We start from the raw sequence: 22,319 nt of genomic DNA on the forward strand, positions 1-22,319 counted from the left end.
GGCATCGCTTCACCTCCGGACGACGCGTTCGTGCAGCCGCGTGATGGCGTCGAGCGACGACAAGATCGCGCCTTCCTGCCATGCCGGAATGTAGGAAGCGTGCTCGCCGGCCAGCACGATCCTGCCGTCGATCTGGCAGAGGTTGTCGTAGTGTTCGGCCCGCGCTTTCTCGGTCCAGCTTCCCGCGCACCCCAACGTGAAGGGAACCCGGTGCCAGGCCACGGCGATTCCGTTTTCGAATTCGGCGCGGTATTGCGGGTGAATGCGGGAGCCGAATTCGACGGCGCGCGCGATCCGGTCTGCCGGCGCCATCGAGGTGAATTCATAGGAATTGGCGCCCTCATAGACATAGGCGCCGAGCAGCACGCCGCGGCCGCTGCGATTGAATCCGCTGCTCGGATAGGAGATCTGCCGGATCGGCAAATCCGTGTAGCTGATGCCGCCGTAGATCGACTCATCCTCTTCCCAGAACCTGCGCTTGAATTGCAGACCGATCTTGACGGACGAGGAGTAGGGGACCGCATCGATCGCTGCCTTCATGCGCGGACCGACCTGGATATTGATCTGGCTCAGGATCGACAACGGAATCGTGCACACGCACCAATCCGCCGTCGCGGTCTGCTGCGCTGACGGCGCTTTTGAATTCACAAAATTGACGGTGACGCCGCCGTCGCTTTGTTGAATCCGGGTAACCTTTGCATCGAACTGAATGAGATCCCCGACCTCTCGCGCGAACGCCTTGCCGATCATGTCCATGCCGCCGACCGGCTGAAACATGGTGGTCTGAAATTCATGCAGAGAGAAATTTCGCAAGTAACCCCAAAGCCTGGATTTCAGGATATCCTGGAGCTTGATGACCTCGCCGGCGACCGGCGCCGCACCGAGCCCGCCGCCGGGATCCTTGGCATAGCCGCGATAAGCCGCTGAAATCAGATTGGCCTGGTAGGCATAGTTCTTGTCCAGCGCGCCCCAGGACCGCAGCGCCTGCAGCAAGATCTCCTTGTCTTCAACCGTCACCGCTTCGTCGAGCTTGCCTTGCTGCGTCGTCTTGGCGAGCAGTTCCGACACATGGCCCTGAAAATCGGTCTTGATGTCGCGAATGCGCTGCGGCTTGCCCGCGAACGCCGTCGAGGCGTGGAGCAGGGCGTTGTGATTGAGCTGGATGAAGGGTTCGAGCGCGACGCCGAGCCGTTTGCAGTAATCCAGCAGAGCGCGGTGATGATACGGAATCCGCCATGGCCCCGGATTGAGATAGAGCCCGTCTTCGAAGCCGCAGGCCTGCGTTGCGCCGCCGAGTTCGGTGAAGCTGTCGCCACCGCGCAAGCTCCAGTTGCGACCACCCGGGCGGGTGTTGAACTCCAGCACCTGGACCTTGTAGCCGGCGGCGCGCAACTCGAGCGCGGCCGTCATGCCCGCCAGACCCGCGCCGAGCACCAGCACGGACGCGCCTTTGGTGTCGCCCGCGAGCTTGATCGGCCCTTTGTAGTTGGTTTCTGATGCGAAGCCGAGGCTGGTCATCGCCTGGTACATCGCCGCACTGCCGGCGACCGACCCCACAAGCGACAGCAGATCGCGCCGGCTTACTGTCGTCTCGCTCTCGTTCGGCATGGCCAGCCTGGTCTCGTGCAAAGCGCTCCCTGCCGGCGCTCTCCGGATTGAACAGATAGGAACTGGCTTGCGCCCGTGCAAACCGCCTGGCGACGTTTTCGGTGAACGATGGGGTTGCCAGAAATCAAAACGGAGGCCGTGAGGCCTCCGTTTCTTATTCTGTCATCAGCCTGGAGCCTTATCCCAGCCGTCCCGCCGCATGCGCGAGCAGGGTGTAGACCAGGCCGGTCTCCGAGGTGAGGTGACCGCGCAGCGCCTGCGGGGCTCGATCTTCGCGCGCGACCTCGTCGAGCAAGCGCTCGAACTCGGCGATGTAGCGGTCGACCGTCTGCTTGAAGCCGCGGTCGGCGCGGTACTTGCGGGCGACTTCATCGAACGCCTTCTGGCCGGCCGGCGTGTAGAGCCGCTTGGAGAACGCCTTGCTCTCGCCGCGCTGATAGCGATCCCACATCTCGGCGGCGAGGTTGCGATCCATCAGCCGGCCGATGTCGAGTGACAGCGATTCCAGCGGATTGGCAGTTCCTTGACTTTGGCCGCCTTGCGCGCGCGGGCGCGGAGCCTGGCCGCCGGCGGCGCCCGCGTCGGTGCGGTTGAGGAGATCGGACAGCCATCCGTCGCGTCCGCCTTCCTGGCTCGCCGGCGAGACCGGCGGCGCTTCGGTACGGCGCGACGGCATGCCGAGATCCGGCGGCGGCAAGGTCGATGCACTGCCGGTATCGCGCATGCGGGCGTCGTTGCGGCCGCCGGCGACGGCCATCAGGGGCTCTTCCTGACGCTGCACGGTGGCGCGGCCCTGGGTCACGACGTCGAGGCCGCGGCCATGATGGGCGACGATCCGGTTCAGTTCGGCCAGCGCCTCGATCTGGTCGACGATCACCTTGCGCATCTGCGCGGTGTTGTCGGCGGCCTCCTGCGGCATTTCGAGCACGCCGCGACGCAGTTCTTTGCGCGTGGCTTCGAGCTCGTTGTGCATCTCGGCGGCCATCTGCTTCATGGCCTGCACCATCGTGCCGAACTTCTCGGTCGACTGCTTGAACATCGCGTCGGTTTCCGCAGCGCTCTGCTGATACAGCTCACCCATGGCGTCGAGGGTCTGATGCCGTTCGTTTTCGGCAGCAGCCCGCACCGCTTCGAACTGCCGGCTGATCGCAGCCGATCCCGCACCTGCGGTCTCGGCGACGACACGCGCGATGTCGCGGGCGCGCTCTTCGGCGGCGGCCAGCGATTCGTCGAGCAGGCCGGTGAAGCGCGACAGCCGCTGATCGAGGTCGGTGGTGCGCAGGTCAATGGTGGTCACCAGCGACTCGAGCTGCGACTTGCGATCGGCGACGGAGGCGGTGGTCGAGCGGTTGGCCTGTTCGACCACAGCCGCGGCATCGACCAGCGCCTTGCCGTGCTGGTCGAACTCGCTCGACAGCGCGCCGAGGTTTTCCAGCGCCTTGGACGTCTTGGTGTTGAAGACGGTCAACTGGTCTTCCAGCGTCTGGGTGGCGACGCCGTTGCGCGAAGTGACGTCGTTCATGGCGGACACGAAGTCGGCCACGCGGGTCACCAGCGCGCGCTCCAGCGAGTTGAGGTTGTCGTGGGCGCCGGTCAGCACTTCCTGCAGCAGGATGTTGCCTTCACGCAGCCGCTCGAACAGCGCCACGGTGTCGGTGCGCAGGATCTTGCTGGTCTCCTGCATTTCGGTCACGGCCGCGATCGAAACCTGGCGCGACTGGTCGATCGCCGAACGCGACGACTGCTCGAGGTCCTTGAGCGACTTGGCTACCGCGCCGGTGGCGAGGTCGCCGGCCGACGTGATCGTGCGCGCGACTTCCGAGCCGTTGGTCGCTATCGACTGCGAGAACGCGTTGCCGCGGGTCTCGATCGACTTCAGGGCGTCCGCGGTGACGCGGTCGATGTCGGTCGTGAGCTGCGTGGTCTTGGCGGCGAGCGCCTCGACCAGCGAACCGCGGCGGCTGTCGACGATCTGCGCCAGACGATCGGTCTGCTGCTGAACGTAGGTGACGATTTCGTCGGTCTTGCCGGTCATCGTCGAGCCGAAATTGCTGCTGGCGGCGAGAACCGAACGCTCGAGATCGGCCGAGGTCGACTTGACCTTGGAACTGACCTCGTTCGAAGCGGCAATCAGCGCGCTCTGCGCGGTCTGCGCGGTGGTCTGGATATTGTCGGTGGTAGCAGCCGTGACGTTGCCGAGCGAACGCTCGATATCGGTGGAGATTGCCTTGATCGTGTTCGCGGCTTCGGACGAAGTCGCGGCGAACGATGTCTGCGCTTCGCGTGCGCTGCCGAGGATGGAGGCCGCGGTGGCGGCGCCTACCGCACTCAGGGTGCGTTCGACGTCGATCGCCAGCGACTTGACGTGGTTGGCGGCTTCCGAAGATGCGGTGACCAGAGTGTTCTGGGCTTCGCGGGCGCCTGTCGTGATCGCTTCGGCGGTACCGTTGCCGGCCATCCACAGCGAGCGTTGAACCTCGGCTGCCAGGGACTGGACCTGGTTGGTCGCATCCGCGGACGCAGTGACGAGGGTGTTCTGGGCCTCCCGCGCACCCGTCGTGATCGCTTCCGCGGTAGCGGTTCCGGCGAGCGACAGCGAACGCTGGACGTCGGCGGCCAGCGACTTGACCTGGCTTGCGGCGTCGGCGGAAGCGGTGACGAGGGTGTTCTGGGCTTCGCGCGCACCCGAGGTGATCGACTCCGCGGTAGCCGTTCCGGCCATCGACAGCGAACGCTGGACGTCGGCGGAGAGCGACTTGACCTGATCGGCGGCCAGCGACGAGGCGTCCATCAGGGTGTTCTGGGCGTCGCGCGCGCCGGCGGTGATGGCTTCCGCCGTGGCGGTACCGGCGATCGAGAGCGACCGCTCGACGTCTGCGGCGAGCGACTTGACCTGATTGGCCGCGTCGGTGGAGGCGGCGACCAGCGTGGACTGCGCCTGGCGTGCGCCGGCGGTGACTGCCTCGGCGGTCGAGGTGCCCGCGATCGACAGCGAGCGTTCGACGTCAGCGGCGAGCGACTTGACCTGGCTTGCCGCGTCGGAGGACGCCGTGACCAGCGTGGTCTGGGCCTCGCGGGCGCCGGAGAGAACCGACGCAGCCGTGGCGCTGCCTGCGGCCGAGAGCGTACGCTCGACGTCGGCGGCCAGCGACTTGATCTGCGAGGCGGCTTCGGAGGAGGCCGACACCAGCGTGTTCTGGGCGTCGCGGGAGCTGGTCAGGATCGAGTTCGCAGCCCCGGTGCCGACAGCGGTGAGGGAGGCTTCGACTTCAGCCGACGTCAGCTTGAGCTGGGCGCCGACATCGGAGGAAACGGTCAGCAGCGCCTGCTGTGCGGCGCGTGCGCCGGTCTGGATGGTCTCCGAGGTGTTGACCACGAGGTTGGTGAGCGAGCGTTCGGCGTCCTCGACATGGGACTTGATGCCCGAGGACAGCAATTCCGCGCGCGCCATGAGGTCGTCGCTGGCCTGACGGCCACTGCTCTCGATACGGCCTGCGACAGCCTCGACGCGCGAGCCCAGCAGGTCTTCGAACTGCGCAACGCGGGTGTCGATGTCGGTCGCGATCGCGCCGACTCGGGTCTCGATGCCCTGGTGGATTTCCTGGAAACGGGCGGAGATGGTGTCGGTCAGGTGGGTGCTGCGGCCATCGACGGTTTCGATGACGTTGGTGATGCGATGATCGACCGCCGCAAGCGCCTGCGCCGTGCCGTCGGTCAGCGTGGAGGTGAGGAGGCCAAGCCGCGAGTCGATCGACTGGATCGCCTGCGCCGCGCCTTCGGTCAGCGACGTCGACAGCGTGCCGAGGCGGCCGTCGATGGTTTCGGTGACGGACTTCGCGCGGGTATCGAAGGTCTGTTCGAGCGATTTCAGGCGGCCATCGATGGTCTCGTCGAATGACTTGATCCGGGTCTCAAGCGAGCCATCGAGATGGTTGATCTTGCTGTCCAGCGAGCTGTTGAGATGGCTGATCTTGCCATCCAGCGAGCTGTCGAGGCTGGTGACGCGGCTGCCGAGCGTGGTTTCGAACTGCAGCAGGCGCTGATCCAGCGACGCGGTGATCTCGCCGCCGTTCGAGGACAGGCGGGTGTCGAAGGTGTCGACGTAGTTCTTCAGGCTGTCGCCGATCTCCTGCGTGCGCTGGCCCATGCGCTCGACGATCTCGCCGCCGAAGGTTTTGACGGTGCGATCGAATTCCGAGATGTGGCGGGTGATCAGCGCGCCGAGCGTGCCGCTGTCGCGGGCGAATTTTTCCGCCAGCTCGCCGCCCTGGTTCTTCACCAGTTCGTCGAAGGCGCTCATCTGCAGCGAGAGGCTGTCGTGCGCGGTTTCGGTCTGGCTGATCACCTTGGCGACCAGCGTGTTGACCGTGACATCCAGCGCGTCGCTGGCCTTGTCGCCCGAAGACATGATCTGGGTCGCGAGGCGATTGCCGGCGTCGTCGATCTTGCTGACGAGGTCGCCCGAGCGCAGCTCGAGCTCGAGCAGCAGGGAGTCGGAGGAATTCTTCAGGCTGTCGTGGACCTGTTCGGTGCGATCCGAAATGCCGTCGACGATGGTCGAGGAGCGCTGTTCGAATTCGCCGGTGATGCGGTCGATGCGCTCGTTCAGCATCTCGTGGACGCGGTCGGCCAGATCGACGAACTCGTCGTGGACGTGCCCGGTCTTGAAGTTGAGGCTGGTGGTCAGGCGCTCCGAGGCGTCGAGCACGGCGCGCGTGGTCTCGGCGCTGGCTTCCTCGAGGCGGTCGAGCAGGTCGCCGCCGCGTTCGCCAAGCGCCAGGATCATGTTGTCGCCGGCATGGCTCAAGGCGCCGGTGATGTGCTGGCCGCGCTCTTCAAGCGCGCCAGTGATGCTTTTCGCGACTTCGTCGACGCGGGAAGCGATCGCGTCCGAGATCAGCGCGATATCGTGGCGCAGGTCGATCTGCACGCCGGAAATGGCGCTGCGAACCTGCTCGGCCTGGCCGACCAGATTGTCGCGCTGATGGGCGATGTCCTGCAGCAGCGCGCGGATGCGCACTTCGTTATCGGTGTAGGCACGCTCGAGCGCCGAGACCTCGTTGGCGACCAGCGTTTCGAGTTCGCCGGCGCGCGCGATCGCGCGTTCGACGCCGTCGCCCATCGCAGCGACCTCGCGGCGGATCGCCTGACCGACGGTCACCATGGAATCGGCGGCCGCATTTTCCGGCTCGGAGAAGCGGATCGCGACCTGCGCCATCGACTGCGCGATCATGCGCATTTCCTGGCCGCGCCAAGCAAGGCTGGCGAGGAAGTAGAACAACAGTACCGGCGCAAAGAACAGCGCGGCAAGGCCGCCGAGGACCAGCACGCCGCCGCTCTGTCCGATCGCGGCCTGCAGCGAGGGCAGGAAGCTGACGGTCAGAAGCGCGGAGCCGACCAGCCAGACGGCGCCGAAGATGGTTGCAAGCGTATAGACGCTGCGGGCAGGGCGGCCCTTCTGGATCGCTTGCAGGATCTGTCCGATGGTTTCGCGATCGTCGTTGGCGGCGCGACGGGGACTGCGCGGCTCGTCGATCGGATCGAACACGGGACGATCCGCGCTCTGGCGCATATCGCGCGTGTCGTATGGTGTTTCGGAATAAGACGGTTCAGCGGAGGAAATGGTCGGCGGCGCCATGTCGTTGCCGATCGAATTTCGGCTGGTGTCGACGGTCGTATCGCTGATGTTCAACGCTTCCTGAATGGCGGAAAGCGCGACTTCAGTGGGATCTTTGACCTTCTTGGGAGTGTTCGCCATGTTCAGTCCGAGCCCTCTTACTTTTTTGCGCATCCAGCCGTTCTTGCTAACGTCCCCGCAAGCCCGATGCCGACGTCTTTGCCCCGCCGCGCAGCGCAAGCGCGCCCGTGCAGAAACCAGGGCCCGCTTGTCCGCTACATCCGCAAACATCCTATTGGGAGAGCGATACGAATGAAATGGCCGCGATTAAGACATTCTTAATCATCGTTAACAGCTTTGTTCGTTAAGGCCTTACGGATACACAAATTTCTTGCGGCGGTGGATCGATTGGGGCGACTCCCCGTCAAAAACAAGGCGAAGTTGCGGCAAATTCCTGCAACGTTCCGTTAACCAGTTCCGTGATTGGCTGGCCGAAACGACCCTTCCGGCAACCGACGGCAGGGCGATCCGGACCTGTGCCATGTCACTTCATTTCGAACGGATACAATGGATGCCATCGCCGCCGCTCGCACCCGATGACGGTCCGATCGATTTCGAACATCTCAAACGCATGACGCTTGGCGACGCGGGCCTCGAGCAGGAAGTGCTGGCGATGTTCGCGGCCCAGTCGGCCAGCCTCGTCGGCACCCTCGCCACCATGCCTGCGGATGCGCCGGCGCTGGCGCACACCCTTAAAGGCTCGGCCCGCGCCATCGGCGCGTTTGCCGTCGCCGATGCCGCCGCCCGTCTGGAGGCGGTGATATCAGGCGGAGCCGACCCGGCCGACCAACTCACCGAGCTGGCCGATGCGGTCGCACTCGCCCGGACCGCGATCGAGGCGGTCCTGCGTCGTTCCTGAGCAAGACCCGGCTCCATCAGGCCAAAGCCCCGAAAAATGCCCTGTCAGGTTTTCCCCCCGAGCGCTGGCGCTGTGCGGATCGACCCGTTATAGGACTGCCGGGACCCTCCTTTTCGTATTCCGGCAGCACGAGCGATCATGGCCAAAATTCACTTTGTCGACCATTCGGGCGAAAAACGAACCATTGAAGTCGAAAACGGCGCGACCGTGATGGAAGCCGCGATTCGCAACGCCGTTCCAGGCATCGAAGCCGAATGCGGCGGCGCCTGTGCGTGCGCGACCTGCCATGTCTATGTCGACGAAACCTGGCGCGAAAAAGTCGGCGCCCCGACGCCGATGGAAGAAGACATGCTGGATTTCGGCTTCGACGTGCGGCCGAATTCGCGCCTGTCGTGCCAGATCAAGGTCAGCGACGAGCTTGACGGCCTCGTGGTGACGACGCCGGAACGGCAGGCCTGAGGGCCTTATCGGTTCGTCAGCGCGGCGCAGACGATCAGGATCGTCAGCCGCGCCGCGCGCATCATGCCGGGTCGATCCCGCGGCGAATCCAGGGCTGGAAACTCTCGAGGATGTCTGATGTCAGCGCCGTCGGCTTGCGTGTCGCCTCGTCAAGCAGCACCGACACCGACCGCGCCGATGCGACGCAGACGCCGCCGGAAAACACCACCTGATCGAAAGTCACGGATGTGCGGCCGAACTTGACCACGCCGAGCCCCAATTCGATGGTGCCCGGCCAGCGCAGTTCGGCGCGAAAGTGGATGTCGAGCCGGACCATGATCCAGGTGACGCCTTCCGGCATCAGCCCGTAGCTGCGGTCCTTCATCAGCGTGACGCGGCCGGTCTCGAAATAGGTCGCATAGACCGCATTGTTGACGTGCTGGTTGGGGTCGAGGTCGGCAAAGCGCACATTGTCCGACAGGCGATAGGGAAAATCCTCCAGACGCGGGGTCGCGTCGGGGCGCAGGGGGGCGTTCACGGGAGCATCTCCGAATGTTTCACGCCGTTACAGCCCAGTTGTCGAATGACGGCAAGGGGTTGCGGCAGCCACGCACGCCATATTATGGCTTTCCTGTTTCCGCAGCGTTAGCTAGACAGACGCAGCCTTTCCGCCCAGTTCAACCGAAAAGAAGCTGACATGAGCGAAGCGATCAAAACCGATGTGCTGATTATTGGCGCAGGTCCGTGCGGACTGTTCGCCGTTTTCGAACTGGGTCTCCTCGACATGAAGGTGCATCTGGTCGACATCCTCGACAAGATCGGCGGCCAGTGCGCCGAGCTCTATCCGGAAAAGCCGATCTACGACATTCCCGGCATTCCTTTCGTCACCGGCCAGGGCCTGACGGAAGCGCTGATGGAACAGATCAAGCCGTTCAACGCGACCTTCCATCTCAACGAGATGGTGGAGACGATCGAGAAGATCGGCGATCCCGGCTTCCGCGTCACGACCGATGCGGGCCAGGTGTTCGAGTGCAAGGTGGTGGTGATTTCCGCGGGCGGCGGCTCGTTCCAGCCGAAGCGGCCGCCGGTACCGGGCATTGAGGCCTATGAGGGCACTTCGGTGTTCTACGCCGTGCGCAAGATGGAGCAGTTCCGCGACAAGAGTATCCTGATCGTTGGCGGCGGCGATTCCGCGCTGGACTGGACGCTCAACCTGCACCCGATCGCCAAGCGCGTGACGTTGCTGCACCGGCGCGACGACTTCCGCGCCGCTCCCCACAGCGTCGAGCAGATGCGTGCGCTGGTAGCTTCCGAAAAAATGGATCTGCGGATCGGTCAGGTGACCTCGCTCGAAGGCGAGAGCGGCAAGCTTTCGGGCGCCGTGATGAAGGGCAACGACAACGCGGTCTCGAAGGTCGAGTGCGATACCATGCTGCCGTTCTTCGGTCTGACCATGAAGCTCGGCCCGGTCGCCAACTGGGGCGTCGCGCTGGAAAACAATCTGGTGCCGGTCGAGACCGCGGCGTTCGAGACCAACGTGCCCGGCATCTTCGCGATCGGCGACATCAACACCTATCCGGGCAAGCTGAAGCTGATCCTCTCCGGATTCCACGAGGGCGCCCTGATGGCGCAGAAGGCGCACCGCTACGTCTATCCGGACAAGCGGCTGGTGTTCCAGTACACGACCTCGTCGTCGAGCCTGCAGAAGAAGCTCGGGGTCAACTGATTCCAACCAAAATATGACCGATAGAGCGTTTTCAAGTGAAGTGGATACCGGTTCACGTCAGGAAAACGCGTTAACGGCAAAAGATACAGGCCCCGGCATGCGTGCCGTGGCTCTGCGTTCCGCTCCCCGGCACTGGAACCGTCCGCGAAATGGCCTTAGTCTGCAGCCATTCATTTGGTGAATTGATCAGGTGCCATCATGCGAAATGCACTATCCGGAATTCCACTGATACTGCCGATCGTGATGGCGCTCGCCTGTGCTTCCGAACTTGCAGCACAGCCGGTCGAGCCGTCGGCCGCGGGGCTGTGGCAGAAGGTCGAGAACAACAAGCCGGTGGCCTGGTTTCTCGTGATCGATCACAGCGGAATCTTCGAGGGCGTCATCGCCAAGACGTTTCCGCTTCCGGGCGAAGATCCCAACAAGGTCGATATCTGTTCGAAATGCACTGACGATCGCAAGAACGCGCCGGTGCTCGGCATTTCCCTGATCCGCGACATGAAGCGCGACGGGTTGAAATACGAAAACGGCAACGTGCTCGATCCGCGCGACGGCAAGATCTACAAGGCCAAGATGTCCGTCAGCGCCGACGGCCAGCAATTGACCATGCGCGGCTTTCTCGGGATATCGCTGTTCGGCAAGGACGAGATCTGGGAGCGTCTGCCGGATACGGCCGTGGCGCAGCTCGATCCCGCGATCATCGCCAAGTATCTGCCGGCGCAGGCGGCCGCCATCAAGCCTGGTCCGGCGCCAAAAGCGGCAGCTCCGGCGCCGAAGAAGGGCGCGCCCGCACCGGCGCACTAGGAAACCGGCGTAGTCGGCGTCATCGCTGAAGAAAAACGCTTCGGCTGCGGCTGAATCCTGTCGTCGATGTCGACGCCTGCCGCAGGCCGACTGCAAGTTCGATCGCGACTTCGATCTTGGGCTTAGCGTGAGTCGGCCGGGACCGGGGATATCGGCCCGGACGTGACATCGGGCACGGCTGCATCAAGTTGCAGCACGGCGGCTGCGGCCGGCAACGCGGCGTCCGCCATCGCGGCGTGACCTTCGGCACTGGGATGGACGGCGCCGCCATACACTGCCGACAACACGCCCCAGGTCGCATCGTGAATGTCGTTGGGCTGCATCGAGGACGGCAGGCCCTGCGGATAGGTCATCGCGGCGAAGTAGCTGTCGTTGGCATCGCGGATCCAGCGCGCACGCGGCAGATAGGCGCGGAATTCGCCGGCGCTGCGGCCGCACAGCATCGGCTGGCTGGCTGACGTGACGATGTCGGGATCGAAGCTGTCGCCGGTGGCCGAGAAGCATTGCCGGTCGAACTCCGGATCGCTCTCGGCGCGGGCGCAGAAACCGTGGCTGGCGAACGCGGCCTGGTGGCTGTCGACGAAGGTCATGCGATCGGCGCGCGGATTGCGGCACAGGATGCCGGACTGGCACAGCGCCAGCGCCTTCAGCTGCGGCAGGAATTCGCTTTCGACGAAGTTCGACACCGCGGCCAGCCGCTGCGGCTGGGCGTTGAAGGAGGGGTGAATATCGAAGCCCGCGCGTCCGCCCGGGCAGGGCGTGCCGCCTTGCGCCAGCGTCGGGTTGGCATAGGAGGTGTAGATCACCCGCGACATGTCGCCGACCAGCGGTTTCAGCGCCTCGCGCAGCTTGGCGAACCCTTGCGGCAGGTCGCGGGTCAACGCGCCGCGGGCGTCGTCCACCGAGGCCATCAGGCCGCTGCGCCGGAACAGCGCGCGTTCGGTCGGGGTGTCGACGATCACGTCGGCAACCAGCCCGGAAAAATAGATGTCGTTGGCGCCGACCGACAGCAGCACCAGATCGAGCTTGCGGTCGGGCTGCCGGCGTTTCGCGGCGGTGAGGGCGTCGCGCAGTTCGGCCAGTTGTCCGTTGACGGTACCACCGCACGTCGCCGCCTTCGATGGTGGGCAATCGCGGGCGCGCTGCGAGCCGAACAGTCCTTCGGCGATGGTGGCGCCGGTACAGGCGAGCGGCAGATAGGTCACCGCGATATGCGGATACTGTACCGCGAGCGCCAGCGCGGTCCGGGTCTGATAGCTGTAGAGCGAGCGGTGACAGGCAGGATTGAACCAGAGCGCGCTCTGCCGCTGCCATACCGGCAGCAGGTCCGGCGCTTCGCAGGCCCGCCCGCCTTTGTAGCCGGCGCGGCTCGGCCGGTAGTATTGCGCCGCCGCCGTGCCGAGATAGGAGCGGAAGCAGAAGCCCTCATCGGCGAGCGCGACCGGGCGGTCCGGGTTTCCCTCACCCGAGGCGACGCTGTCGCCAAGACCGGCGACGAGGATATCGCGCACCGCGATCTCGGTGGAAACGCGCTGGCTGCCGTCCGAGCCGGAGGAGACGTCAACGGTGGCCGCCGTGGTGCGGCCATAGCGGACCCTGAGATTGACCGGCTCGGCGCAGTCGAAGGTGGAAACCAGCGGGCCGTCGCCATCGTCGAACGACCAGGCGCAGGTGGCGCCGACCGGGACCGGCCCGGCCAGCCGCACCACGACAGGGTGATCGATCGGCGTCAGGTAGCTCTCCTTGACGTTTTCGCGGCTGCAGGGCTCGCTGACGTGCCCGGCAAGATCGATGCAAAGCCGGTTCACGGTGTTGCGCGCCCAGCCGCGGCCGTCGCTCTGCAGCTCCAGCGCCTGTTCGGCGGCCAGTACACTGCGTCCGCGTCCGGCGTCGGTGTGCAGCAGGAAATCCCGTTCTTCCCGGAACAGGCGGAAGCGGTTGCGGACCTCCCAGGAGATCTGCAAGGCGCCGCTGCCATCAGCGGTCTGGGCTTCGGCTAACGACGTGGATATTCCGACCAGCGCGCCGGCGAGCAGCGCGATGGACAGGATCGAGCGTGAGAGAATTCCGGCCATGGCGCCTTTGACGTTAGCGGTAAGGCAGAAATAAGAGAACTGGCGAGAGCTAACCAAAAAGTCCCGATCGCGGGGATAACGACGCTGTTACCGGCTTGGGGCTGCGTTACCGGCTCAGGGCTGCCGGCTGTTGACCGGCTGCCGCACCCGCGCCTTCGCCGTGCAGGCTTCGCTGAGCCGGCGGCGTTCCTGCCATGGCTGCACGACGTTGAGCCAGAGTTCGCGCGCCCCCAGGATCGAAATCGAGATGCCGAACGGGATCAGGAAGTACAGGATCCGGAACACCACCAGCGTCGCCACCAGTTGCTCCTTGCTGAACTGCGGCAACGCCACCAGCATCGCCGCGTCGAACACGCCGAGACTGCCGGGCGCATGGCTGGCAAAGCCGAGCAGTGTCGCCAGGATGAACACCACCGCCAGCGAAACAAAATCGATATAGGGCGCGGTCGGCATCAGCAGATACATCGCCAGCGCGCAGAAGCCGAGATCGACCACGCCGATCAGGACCTGCAGCAAGGTCAGCCTGGCTGAGGGCAACACCACCTTCCAGCCGTTCTGCCCGAGCTCGCGCCGTTGCTCGCCCATCACCAGCCAGACGAAATAGGCCGCAATCCCGGCGAGGCAGCCGATCGCGATCAGCCGGTTTATCGATGGCGGCAGCAGGTCCATCGCCGACGCCGCCCAGGGATGCCATGCCATGCCGAAGCCGAGCACGAACAGGTTGCCGAGCCAGAACGTCAGTCCGGAGAGAAAGCAGATCTTGGCGACATCGATCGCGGTCAGACCGTAGTCGGAATAGATCCGAAACCGGATCGCACCGCCGGTAAAGACGGTGGCGCCGATATTGTGGCCGATGGTGTAGCTCGTGAAGCTCGACAGCGCGGCGATCCGATAGGGGACGTGGTTCTTGCCAATGGTTCGCAACGCGAAGAAATCATAGAAAGTCAGCGTACAAAAAGCGCCGACCACGCACAGCGCGGCCAGCGCGATCCGGTGCGGCGCAATTTCGGTCAGCGCGGTCAAGATGACCCCGGTGTCGACGCCCTTCAGGGTCCGGACCAGGGTGGTGACCGCAAAGATGATGATGAGGAGACTCGCAGCGATCCCTAGCCGTTTCCAGCCGATCTTCTCCTTGAAGCCACGCTTGAGCGTGGTCAGCAGCCGATGCATTCATCCTCCCGGCGGGGCGGCAAAAACCTGTCGCAAAAGCTGACAGACGACGGTCAGATGCACCGTGTGCGAAGACACATAAGCTAAAACCGGGGCGTTGTGCAGTCCTTGACAAGCCAAGCTTTTGCCTTCGTTCGCGGTCCCCGTCATACGTTCTACATATGTCGCCGCGTTAACGATTTTGAGTCGGGGGCGTACTGGTTCCGTCGCCGCCGTTCCGCGTGTTCCATCCGCTCCCATTCGGGCTTTTTAGGAACATCGCCGCCATCGGCCGTTGGTCCGTATCAGCAACCGAACATGGCGGCGTTTGTGGGGCGAGGAAACCCGCGCTGTCGACGCATGGGCGCGGCGGCTCGGCCGCAACGACTGCGCCGGTGCCCTGCCGAAAACGCTCGATCAAGAACACATGACCGAAAAGAAGCTGACCTCGCGGGCGGAAGGCAGGGCTAACCTGCGCGCCGCGAGCTGATCTGATCGATCTGGTGAGGCAAAACGCCGCGTGGGGAATGTCCCCGCGCGGCGTTTTCGCGCGCAGGGCTCCGGTGAAGACGGACGGTCACGCCACGTCGCCACCCAAAATATCGAAAACAACCCCATGCAAAGTAGCGCGTGACAAGCATACTTCGATCGGTAGCGAAGCGTTCCATTGAACACGGACCGTCGTGATGCGTTAATTTCGCAAATGGAGGTGATCCATGCGAAGCGCTTCTCTCGAACTGCAGCCGGCATCGTACAAGAATACCGCCCCTCGACCGGAAACCGGACCGGTTTCCTCAGGCTACGCGGCGGCGTTGACGCTTGCGGCGATGAGCCTCGGCTATGGCGTGGTTCAGCTCGACGTCACCATCGTCAACACCGCCCTGCACAGCATCGGAAGCTCGCTCGGCGGCGGGGTCTCCGAATTGCAGTGGGTCGTGAGTGCCTACACCATCACGTTTGCCGCCTTCATTCTGACCGCGGGCGCGCTCGGCGACCGGATCGGTGCCAAGCGGATATTCATGGCCGGCTTTGCGATCTTTACCGCGGCCTCCGCCGCCTGCGCGCTGGCTCCTTCCGCCACGATTCTGATCGTCGCGCGCTGCGTCCAGGGCTTGGCTGCCGCCATCCTGGTACCGAATTCACTCGCGCTGCTCAGTCATACCTACGCTGACGGGAAGGCGCGCGGTCGTGCCGTGGCCATCTGGGCCGCCGGCGCCAGCCTTGCCCTGACGGCCGGTCCATTGGTCGGCGGCGCGTTGATCGCGCTGGTCGGCTGGCGTTCGATCTTCCTGGTCAATCTGCCGATCGGTCTTGCCGGTCTGTGGCTGACCTGGCGCTTTGCCGACGAGACGCCCCGCTCACCCGGGCGTGAGATCGACCTGCCGGGTCAGTTCATGGCGATCGCGGCGCTCGGCTCTCTCGCCGGCGCGATCATCGAGGGCGGCTCGCTCGGCTGGGAGAATCCATTCGTGATGGCGGGCTTCGCCGCTTTTGCGGCGTTTGCAGCGCTGTTTGTCTGGCGAGAGGTGAGCGCGGCGCAGCCGATGCTGCCGCTGTCGCTGTTCAAACATCGGGTATTCGCATTGGCCTCGCTGGTCGGCCTGCTGGTCAATGTCGCGCTCTACGGCTTGATCTTCGTGCTGAGCCTGTACTTCCAGCAGCTCAATGGATTGTCTGCGTTCGAGACGGGTCTTGCCTTCGTACCGATGATGGGCGCGGTGCTGCCGGTGAATTTGATCGCCCCGCGCATCGCCGAGCGTATCGGCGCGCCCGCCACCATTGCGGCCGGTGCGGTGCTGTCCGCAGCAGGATGCCTGGCGGCCCTCGGCATCGAAGCCGATACGAGCTACTGGGCGATCTGCGCGCAGTTGATCGCGATGAGCAGCGGGCTCGGATTGTTGGTGCCGCCATTGACGTCGACATTGCTGGGAAGCGTGGAGAAGTCGCGTTCGGGCATCGCCGCCGGCGTGCTCAATGCAACCCGGCAAACCGGCAGTGTGCTCGGCGTCGCGTTGTTCGGTTCACTGGTCAGCCAGTCCGGCACCTTCATGGCCGGCTTTCACGCGTCGCTGATGATCGCGGCCGGCGTGCTGATCGCCGGCGCCGCGGCGATCTCGTTCGTCGGTCTGCGGCGCTCGAATTGAGTGCCATGCGCCGGCCAGTTCTTCGCATGGCCGGCGTCCCGCGGACAAACAATCGGAACTCCCGGGCAGTCGCTGGAATCTGCCGAGAACGATCCGGTTCCGCCGTCTTTTGAGCCTTTGTTCACCATCGGCGCAACCGAAACCGCGGCGTTAACTGAAATACACCATTAGCGCTGTCATTACAGACCGATAGCAGGGGTCTGTAATGTATCAAGTTCTGAATTGCCTGGTCACCGAGCATGATTGGCGACTGGTCGTCCTTGGTGGGGCTATTTGCTGGCTGGCCAGCGCGGTGGCGATCAGTTTGCTTCATCGCGCCAGGGCTTCGCAGGGGCGTACCCGCGCGATCTGGGTCGGCCTCGATGCGGCTGTGGGCGGCTGCGGAATTTGGGCCACCCACTTTGTTGCGATGCTGGCCTACGATCCCGGCGCGGGCGCCGGATACAACATTCCGGTCACCCTGATCTCGCTGGTCTTCGCCGTGGCAATCTCCGCCGTCGGCCTCGGCATTGCGTCGCTCAATGAGCGCCGGTGGACGGTCGCGATGGGCGGCGCGGTGGTCGGCCTCGGCGTTGCAGCGATGCACTACACCGGCATGATGGCCCTGGAGCTTCCGGCGCGGATCGTATGGTCGCCCGGCATTGTTCTCGCTTCGGTGGTGTTCGGAAGTGTTTTCGCAGCCATGGCGCTTGTTGTCGCCGTGCGCCGGGACGATCGCAGTCATACCTTGGCCGCCACGGGTCTGCTGACGGTCGCGATCGTTTCGCACCACTTCACCGCGATGGGGGCCGTCACGCTGGTTCCGGATCCTACCCTCGTCATCGACGAATTGACGATCGCTCCGGCCGCGCTTTCCTTTTTGATCGCGGTGGCGGCCTTCGCCATTCTCGGCATATCGCTGGTGGCTGCCATGCTCGATCGCCGTTCGAGCAGCGAGCTGCATCAGCAGAAGGTTCTGCTCGACTCCGCGATCGGAAACATGTCGCAGGGACTTTGCATGTTCGATGCGGAAGGCCGCATCCTGCTGTTCAACGAACGTTACAGCGAGATGATGGATCGGACCGGTATGCCCCTCCAGGGCCGCATGTTGATCGACGTCCTCCAGGATCAGAAATCGAACGGGAAATGGGACGGCGATCCCGATGAGTTCTTCAACATGGTGGTGGCTGCGGCGAAAGCGGGCGAGACCCTGACCAGGGTCGTGACCCGCAACGGCCGTTCGATCCGCGTGGTCGATCAGCCGAAGAAAGGCGGCGGCTGGGTCGCGACCTTCGAGGATATTACCGAGTGGCAGCAGGCCCAGGAGCGGATTTCGCATATGGCGCGCCATGACGCGCTGACCAATCTGCCGAACCGGACGCTGTTCCGGGAGCAGCTCGAAAAGGCCTTGCGCCTCGCCAAGCGCAGCGACCAGCTCGCGGTATTTTGCCTCGATCTCGATCATTTCAAGGAAATCAACGACACGCTCGGCCATCCCGTCGGCGACGCCCTGCTGAAGGAAGTTGCCCGCCGGCTCGGCGAATGCGTCACCGAGCACGATACGGTAGCGCGACTTGGCGGCGATGAATTCGCGGTCGTCCAGTTCTGCAGCGACTGCGATCCCTCAGCGGTGTCCTTGCTCGCCAGCCACATCGTCGAGCAGATCGGGGAGCCCTACGATATCGGCGGCCACCAGCTCGTCGTCGGCGTCAGCATCGGCATCTCGCTTGCGCCCGAGGACGGCAAGAATCCCGATGAACTATTGAAGAACGCCGATCTCGCGCTTTATCGCGCCAAGGCGGACGGCCGCGGCACCTATCGTTACTTCGAGACCGGCATGGATGCCCGCGCCCAGGCGCGCCGCATTCTGGAACTGGATTTGCGCGCGGCGCTGCAGCGCCACGAGTTCGAAGTGTACTATCAGCCGATCCGCGACGTTGCCAGCGACGAGGTCGTTGCGTTCGAAGCCCTGGTTCGCTGGAATCATTCGCTGCGCGGCCTGATCTCTCCAGTCAACTTCATTCCGCTGGCGGAAGAAACCGGCCTGATCGTTCAACTCGGCGACTGGGTGCTTCGACAGGCCTGCATGGACGCCACCGGCTGGCCGGACAACGTCGATGTCGCCGTCAATCTTTCGCCGGTGCAGTTCAAGAATCCGAACCTGGTGTCGTCGGTGAAAGCGGCGTTGCGGGCCTCGGGTCTTCCGGCGCATCGCCTCGAGCTGGAGATTACGGAATCGGTGCTGCTGCAGAACAGCGCGGCGACGCTTGCGGTTCTGCACGAGCTTCGCGGCTTTGGCGTCAGGATCTCGCTCGACGACTTCGGAACCGGTTATTCGTCCCTGAGCTACCTGCGCAGTTTCCCGTTCGACAAGATCAAGATCGACCGTTCCTTCGTCAACGAACTCACCACGCGCGACGATTCCATGGCCATCGTCCGTGCCGTGACCAGTTTGGGCAAAAGCCTCGGGATCGTTACCACCGCGGAAGGCGTCGAGACCGAGGCGCAGTTCGAACTGTTGCGCCGCGAGGGCTGTACGCAGGCGCAGGGCTATTTGTTCAGCCAGCCGCGTCCCGCCGCCGAGGTGAACACGATGCTGTCGCGGCCGCGTGCGCGCATCGTCGCTTAGGACGTGTGCTCACAAATCCAGTACGGGCATACGGGATGGCGATGCCCGCATTCCCCCTCAAAAGCGGACATCGACCGTGCACAACGAATGTCCGCTTGGTGCGTGCCAACAGCCGATCTTCGCAACGCGCCAGTTCAGGCTACTCGAACGTGCCGAGTGTGGAACCAGGAAGCCGCCGCAAATCGCGCGCGGAGGGTTCCCGCATTTGAAATAAAAATTGATCGAATGGCTAAAAAAAGCGGGGATATTTCCCAAAAGCGGCTTGATTTTCCATTCTTCTTTTTGCCTGGGGCATTTGTTTGATGGGTAAGAACAGATGACTGATCAACAATTGGCACTTGAGGCGATTAACGAAGCGCAACACATACTGGAAGACTACCTTCGGCCCCGGCCGCAGAACAATGAGCGTATCCTCGACAGGTTGGTGGAAGTTCTCGAACGCCCCGATTTGGTAGTCGCTGTAGGCCGCTTGCAGCTGCGAAGCAGTCTCTCAGTGCGCAAATGAGGAAACTGCCATCAATCGCTTTGGCCGCCTCTATTGCTGCGCTCTTGTCAGAGATGCCAAATGCGCAGGCCAAACAACAATGCAGCGCCGCGACGCCATCAAATCCGCACGGGCGTTGGTGGTCCTATCGTCTGATCGATGGACGAAAGTGCTGGTACGAAGGCAAGCCCATGCTTTCGAAATCGTTGCTGGTATGGCCGAAGGAGGCCTCCGCGCAACCCGCCTCCGACGGAGAAGTTACACGCATTGTCACACAGAAGCCTGCCAATCCGTTAGACGCGCAAGCCCGGTCACTGAAAGACGCTGATACTTTCGAAGCGCGATGGCGAGAAAGGGTGGAAACGCAATAGGCGTTGCCGCCAAAGGAAGTCTCGACGCAATTGGTTGTTGGCTGCTCGCGAGCAGCGCTTGTTTTTCAACCGGCGGAAACCAGCAATGCGAACGGCGGCAGATTTCAATCTCTATTACGCGACCCCTGACCCCTGGCATATTTCCCACGCGCGATTCAGGGACAAGGTCTTGCGCCGACGCCTCAAGCCATTGATCCGGGGCAAATCCGTTCTTGAGCTCGGATGCGGCGAAGGCCACTTGACCCACGCAGTTTTTGGCAAAGCACGATCCGTCGTCGGCATCGACATAAGCGATATAGCAATTGCTCGCGCCAAATCGCTAAACCTGCCAAATGCCAGATTTGAAATCTGTGATTTTTTACAGGCGTCATTCGAGGGGCACGACGTGATCACAGCCCTCGAATGCGTCTACTATCTGTCCTTCCAGGAGCAGGGAGCGTTTTTGGAGAAAGTTGCCAAAGAACACCCGGGCAAAATACTTCTGCTTTCGGGTCCAATTGTCGACTACAGAAGACACTTCAGTCATAAGCGATTGATGCTCGAGTTCACGACTCTGGGGTTCGCTCCCCTTAAATTTTATAACCTGTCCGTTTATTGGTATCCGCCTTCATCCAGAATTGTCGCAAACCTGATCAAGCTGCCACTTGGACATACCTTGCTTGATTGGATACCGGAGTCGATGGTCTACCAAAGGCTATACGTACTTCGCGCACCGAAACCCCTCTGACGATATTCGATAGCCCTACAAAAGAGGCTTCGTGTGGGCTCGGCCGGAGCAAGCAATCCGACCATGCAAGCGACTGCAATGTCTCCCCTCAATGTGGTTTGCTTCAACGCAACCACCCTATGGCACCTCGATGCCGAAGAGTGGGCGCCGTCCACATGGGGTAATCGCAGGAGCGAGTTGCCCAAAATCAATCACTAGTCTTGGAGGGTGGCTGTTCCCCGATAGGATGGAGATACGGGCTCACGACTGGACGCCGGGCCCAAGCATCGAATGGAGAACAGCCATGGAAGAATATATCGGTCTCGACGTGTCGATGAAAGAGACGTCAATCTCGATCCGCCGAGCAGGTGAACGGATCTGGCGCGGCAAGTGCGCATCTGATCCCAGACTCATAGCCGAGCTCATCCGCAAGCGGGCGCCAGCCGTGAAACGCGTGGTGTTCGAGACCGGACCACTGTCGATATGGTTTTATCATTCTCTGCGCACCGAGGGGTTGCCGGCGATCTGCATCGATGCGCGCCATGCTAAAGCGGCGCTCGATATGGCAGCGAACAAGACGGACGCGAACGACGCCGATGGTCTGGCGCAGCTCGCAGAAGTCGGTTTCTTTCGTGAGGTTCGGGTGAAGGGATTTGACAGCATGCTGACCCGCACGCTTGTCGCGGCACGCACGCGGCTGGTCCGTATCACTACAGAGCTTTCCAACCAGATCCGCGGTGTCATGAAAACCTTCGGTCTGCTCGTTCCTGCTGGAAAGGGAAGCACCTTCGAGAAGAACGTCCGGAGCCTTCTTGCCGATCAGGGCGGACTTGCATTGATCGTGCTTCCGATGCTGGAAGCCTGGCGAGGCATTCGCATCCGCGCCGCCGAACTCGGACGCCAGTTGGTCCGGGACGCGCGCCAGAGTCAGGCTTGCCGTATCCTTATGTCCATTCCCGGCATCGGTGCGATCACCGCAACTGCCTTCAGCACAGCCATTGAGAGGCCAGACAACTTCAAGAAATCCCGATCTGTTGGCGCCTGGATCGGCCTGACGACGCGTCGCTACCAATCCGGAGAAGTCGATTATGACGGCCATATATCCCGACGTGGCGATCGCCATTTGCGAGGGCTTCTCTACGAAGCGGCCGCGGTCATTCTGACGCGCAGCTCAACCGACAGCACTCTGCGCAGGTGGGGTCTGAAGCTCCGGGAGAGGATCGGCTTCAAAAGAGCTGCCGTGGCCGTGGCGCGCAAACTGGCGGTTATAATGCATACGATGCTTAAGACTGGCGAACTCTTCAATCCGAATGCCGGAGCCGCCGCATAAGTCCCGATAGCGTTCAGAACCTGAACGCCTAAGGTGTCCCTGCCGGGACGTGAGCCGAGCCATTCCGCTGATGCTGTTGCACTGCTGACTCAGCAAAGTGCGTCGTCCACATTGAAGGCTCGTCCTGCGAAGCTCTATCATGCGGCGGCTACTGTCGACCGCGAAGACAACCATGCACCCGGCAGCGTCCCCTGAACGAATTATATACTTGACGCCTCAGCAGCGATTAGACAACAGCATCAATCGCTACCGAATCGGACTTTCAGGCCATGTCCGGTCTTCCCTCGGAAGCGACCGGATTGCGGGCATCCCGGATTGGCAGCATTGTGCCACTTCCGGACTC

General features: G+C 63.1%; 14 protein-coding genes. 9 read left to right on the plus strand and 5 right to left on the minus strand.

Features of this window, described 5'->3' with window-relative positions:
• Positions 1–9 precede the first annotated feature (9 nt).
• Complete coding sequence (locus tag BLR13_RS30820; protein ID WP_074830916.1) at positions 10–1,608, minus strand: flavin monoamine oxidase family protein; 1,599 nt, start codon at positions 1,606–1,608, stop codon at positions 10–12.
• A gap of 178 nt (positions 1,609–1,786) precedes the next feature.
• The gene (locus BLR13_RS30825) at positions 1,787–7,366 is read right to left on the minus strand and encodes a hypothetical protein (RefSeq protein WP_074815901.1); all 5,580 of its coding nucleotides are present in this window, start codon (positions 7,364–7,366) and stop codon (positions 1,787–1,789) included.
• A 400-nt stretch (positions 7,367–7,766) separates the two neighbouring features.
• Between BLR13_RS30825 and BLR13_RS30830 the strand changes: the two genes are divergently transcribed.
• Together BLR13_RS30830 and BLR13_RS30835 are read left to right on the plus strand one after the other, a co-directional pair.
• The gene (locus BLR13_RS30830) at positions 7,767–8,144 is read left to right on the plus strand and encodes an Hpt domain-containing protein (RefSeq protein ID WP_074815898.1); all 378 of its coding nucleotides are present in this window, start codon (positions 7,767–7,769) and stop codon (positions 8,142–8,144) included.
• Positions 8,145–8,282: 138 nt separating this feature from the next.
• Positions 8,283–8,603, plus strand: a complete 321-nt coding sequence (locus BLR13_RS30835; protein WP_074815896.1) for a 2Fe-2S iron-sulfur cluster-binding protein — start codon at positions 8,283–8,285, stop codon at positions 8,601–8,603.
• A gap of 61 nt (positions 8,604–8,664) precedes the next feature.
• Here BLR13_RS30835 and BLR13_RS30840 read toward each other — a convergent pair whose 3' ends face one another.
• On the minus strand, positions 8,665–9,120 hold the full coding sequence (locus BLR13_RS30840; RefSeq protein WP_074815894.1) for an acyl-CoA thioesterase: 456 nt from the start codon (positions 9,118–9,120) through the stop codon (positions 8,665–8,667).
• 159 nt (positions 9,121–9,279) lie between these two features.
• On the opposite strand from BLR13_RS30840, the gene BLR13_RS30845 reads away from it, so the two are divergent.
• Positions 9,280–10,308, plus strand: coding sequence for an NAD(P)/FAD-dependent oxidoreductase (locus BLR13_RS30845; protein WP_074815891.1), 1,029 nt, complete (start codon positions 9,280–9,282; stop codon positions 10,306–10,308).
• Positions 10,309–10,506: 198 nt separating this feature from the next.
• On the plus strand, positions 10,507–11,109 hold the full coding sequence (locus BLR13_RS30850) for a DUF2147 domain-containing protein (RefSeq protein WP_074815888.1): 603 nt from the start codon (positions 10,507–10,509) through the stop codon (positions 11,107–11,109).
• Between the two features lie 122 nt (positions 11,110–11,231).
• On the opposite strand, the gene BLR13_RS30855 is transcribed toward BLR13_RS30850, so the two are convergent.
• Both BLR13_RS30855 and BLR13_RS30860 read right to left on the minus strand, forming a co-directional pair.
• On the minus strand, positions 11,232–13,184 hold the full coding sequence (locus BLR13_RS30855) for a hypothetical protein (RefSeq protein WP_074815885.1): 1,953 nt from the start codon (positions 13,182–13,184) through the stop codon (positions 11,232–11,234).
• Between the two features lie 114 nt (positions 13,185–13,298).
• Positions 13,299–14,354, minus strand: a complete 1,056-nt coding sequence (locus BLR13_RS30860) for a lysylphosphatidylglycerol synthase transmembrane domain-containing protein (protein WP_074815883.1) — start codon at positions 14,352–14,354, stop codon at positions 13,299–13,301.
• Positions 14,355–14,628: 274 nt separating this feature from the next.
• On the opposite strand from BLR13_RS30860, the gene BLR13_RS40700 reads away from it, so the two are divergent.
• From BLR13_RS40700 to BLR13_RS30890, 5 genes are all read left to right on the plus strand, one after another.
• Positions 14,629–14,823 (plus strand): DUF892 family protein, encoded by a 195-nt coding sequence (locus tag BLR13_RS40700; RefSeq protein ID WP_143039592.1) that lies wholly within the window; start codon positions 14,629–14,631, stop codon positions 14,821–14,823.
• 226 nt (positions 14,824–15,049) lie between these two features.
• Entirely contained in the window at positions 15,050–16,477 is a 1,428-nt protein-coding gene (locus tag BLR13_RS30865) for an MFS transporter (protein WP_074815880.1), read from the plus strand.
• A 205-nt stretch (positions 16,478–16,682) separates the two neighbouring features.
• Positions 16,683–19,085, plus strand: coding sequence for a bifunctional diguanylate cyclase/phosphodiesterase (locus BLR13_RS30870; RefSeq protein ID WP_074815877.1), 2,403 nt, complete (start codon positions 16,683–16,685; stop codon positions 19,083–19,085).
• Between the two features lie 940 nt (positions 19,086–20,025).
• On the plus strand, positions 20,026–20,667 hold the full coding sequence (locus BLR13_RS30885; protein ID WP_074815871.1) for a class I SAM-dependent methyltransferase: 642 nt from the start codon (positions 20,026–20,028) through the stop codon (positions 20,665–20,667).
• Between the two features lie 283 nt (positions 20,668–20,950).
• Positions 20,951–21,976 carry an IS110 family transposase gene (locus tag BLR13_RS30890; protein WP_074815868.1) on the plus strand — a complete coding sequence of 342 codons (1,026 nt, stop codon included), beginning with the start codon at positions 20,951–20,953 and terminating at the stop codon, positions 21,974–21,976.
• The last annotated feature ends 343 nt before the right edge of the window (positions 21,977–22,319 follow it).

It is taken from the genome of Bradyrhizobium ottawaense (assembly GCF_900099825.1).
Classification (GTDB): domain Bacteria; phylum Pseudomonadota; class Alphaproteobacteria; order Rhizobiales; family Xanthobacteraceae; genus Bradyrhizobium; species Bradyrhizobium ottawaense_A.

Coding starts and splice junctions, on each gene's coding strand:
- BLR13_RS30850 (WP_074815888.1), top strand. CDS start 10,507: ATGCGAAATGCACTATCCGGAATTCCACTGATACTGCCGATCGTGATG.
- BLR13_RS30830 (WP_074815898.1), top strand. CDS start 7,767: ATGTCACTTCATTTCGAACGGATACAATGGATGCCATCGCCGCCGCTC.
- BLR13_RS30825 (WP_074815901.1), bottom strand. CDS start 7,366: ATGGCGAACACTCCCAAGAAGGTCAAAGATCCCACTGAAGTCGCGCTT.
- BLR13_RS30860 (WP_074815883.1), bottom strand. CDS start 14,354: ATGCATCGGCTGCTGACCACGCTCAAGCGTGGCTTCAAGGAGAAGATC.
- BLR13_RS30855 (WP_074815885.1), bottom strand. CDS start 13,184: ATGGCCGGAATTCTCTCACGCTCGATCCTGTCCATCGCGCTGCTCGCC.
- BLR13_RS30845 (WP_074815891.1), top strand. CDS start 9,280: ATGAGCGAAGCGATCAAAACCGATGTGCTGATTATTGGCGCAGGTCCG.
- BLR13_RS30870 (WP_074815877.1), top strand. CDS start 16,683: ATGTATCAAGTTCTGAATTGCCTGGTCACCGAGCATGATTGGCGACTG.
- BLR13_RS30885 (WP_074815871.1), top strand. CDS start 20,026: ATGCGAACGGCGGCAGATTTCAATCTCTATTACGCGACCCCTGACCCC.
- BLR13_RS30865 (WP_074815880.1), top strand. CDS start 15,050: ATGCGAAGCGCTTCTCTCGAACTGCAGCCGGCATCGTACAAGAATACC.
- BLR13_RS30890 (WP_074815868.1), top strand. CDS start 20,951: ATGGAAGAATATATCGGTCTCGACGTGTCGATGAAAGAGACGTCAATC.
- BLR13_RS30820 (WP_074830916.1), bottom strand. CDS start 1,608: ATGCCGAACGAGAGCGAGACGACAGTAAGCCGGCGCGATCTGCTGTCG.
- BLR13_RS30835 (WP_074815896.1), top strand. CDS start 8,283: ATGGCCAAAATTCACTTTGTCGACCATTCGGGCGAAAAACGAACCATT.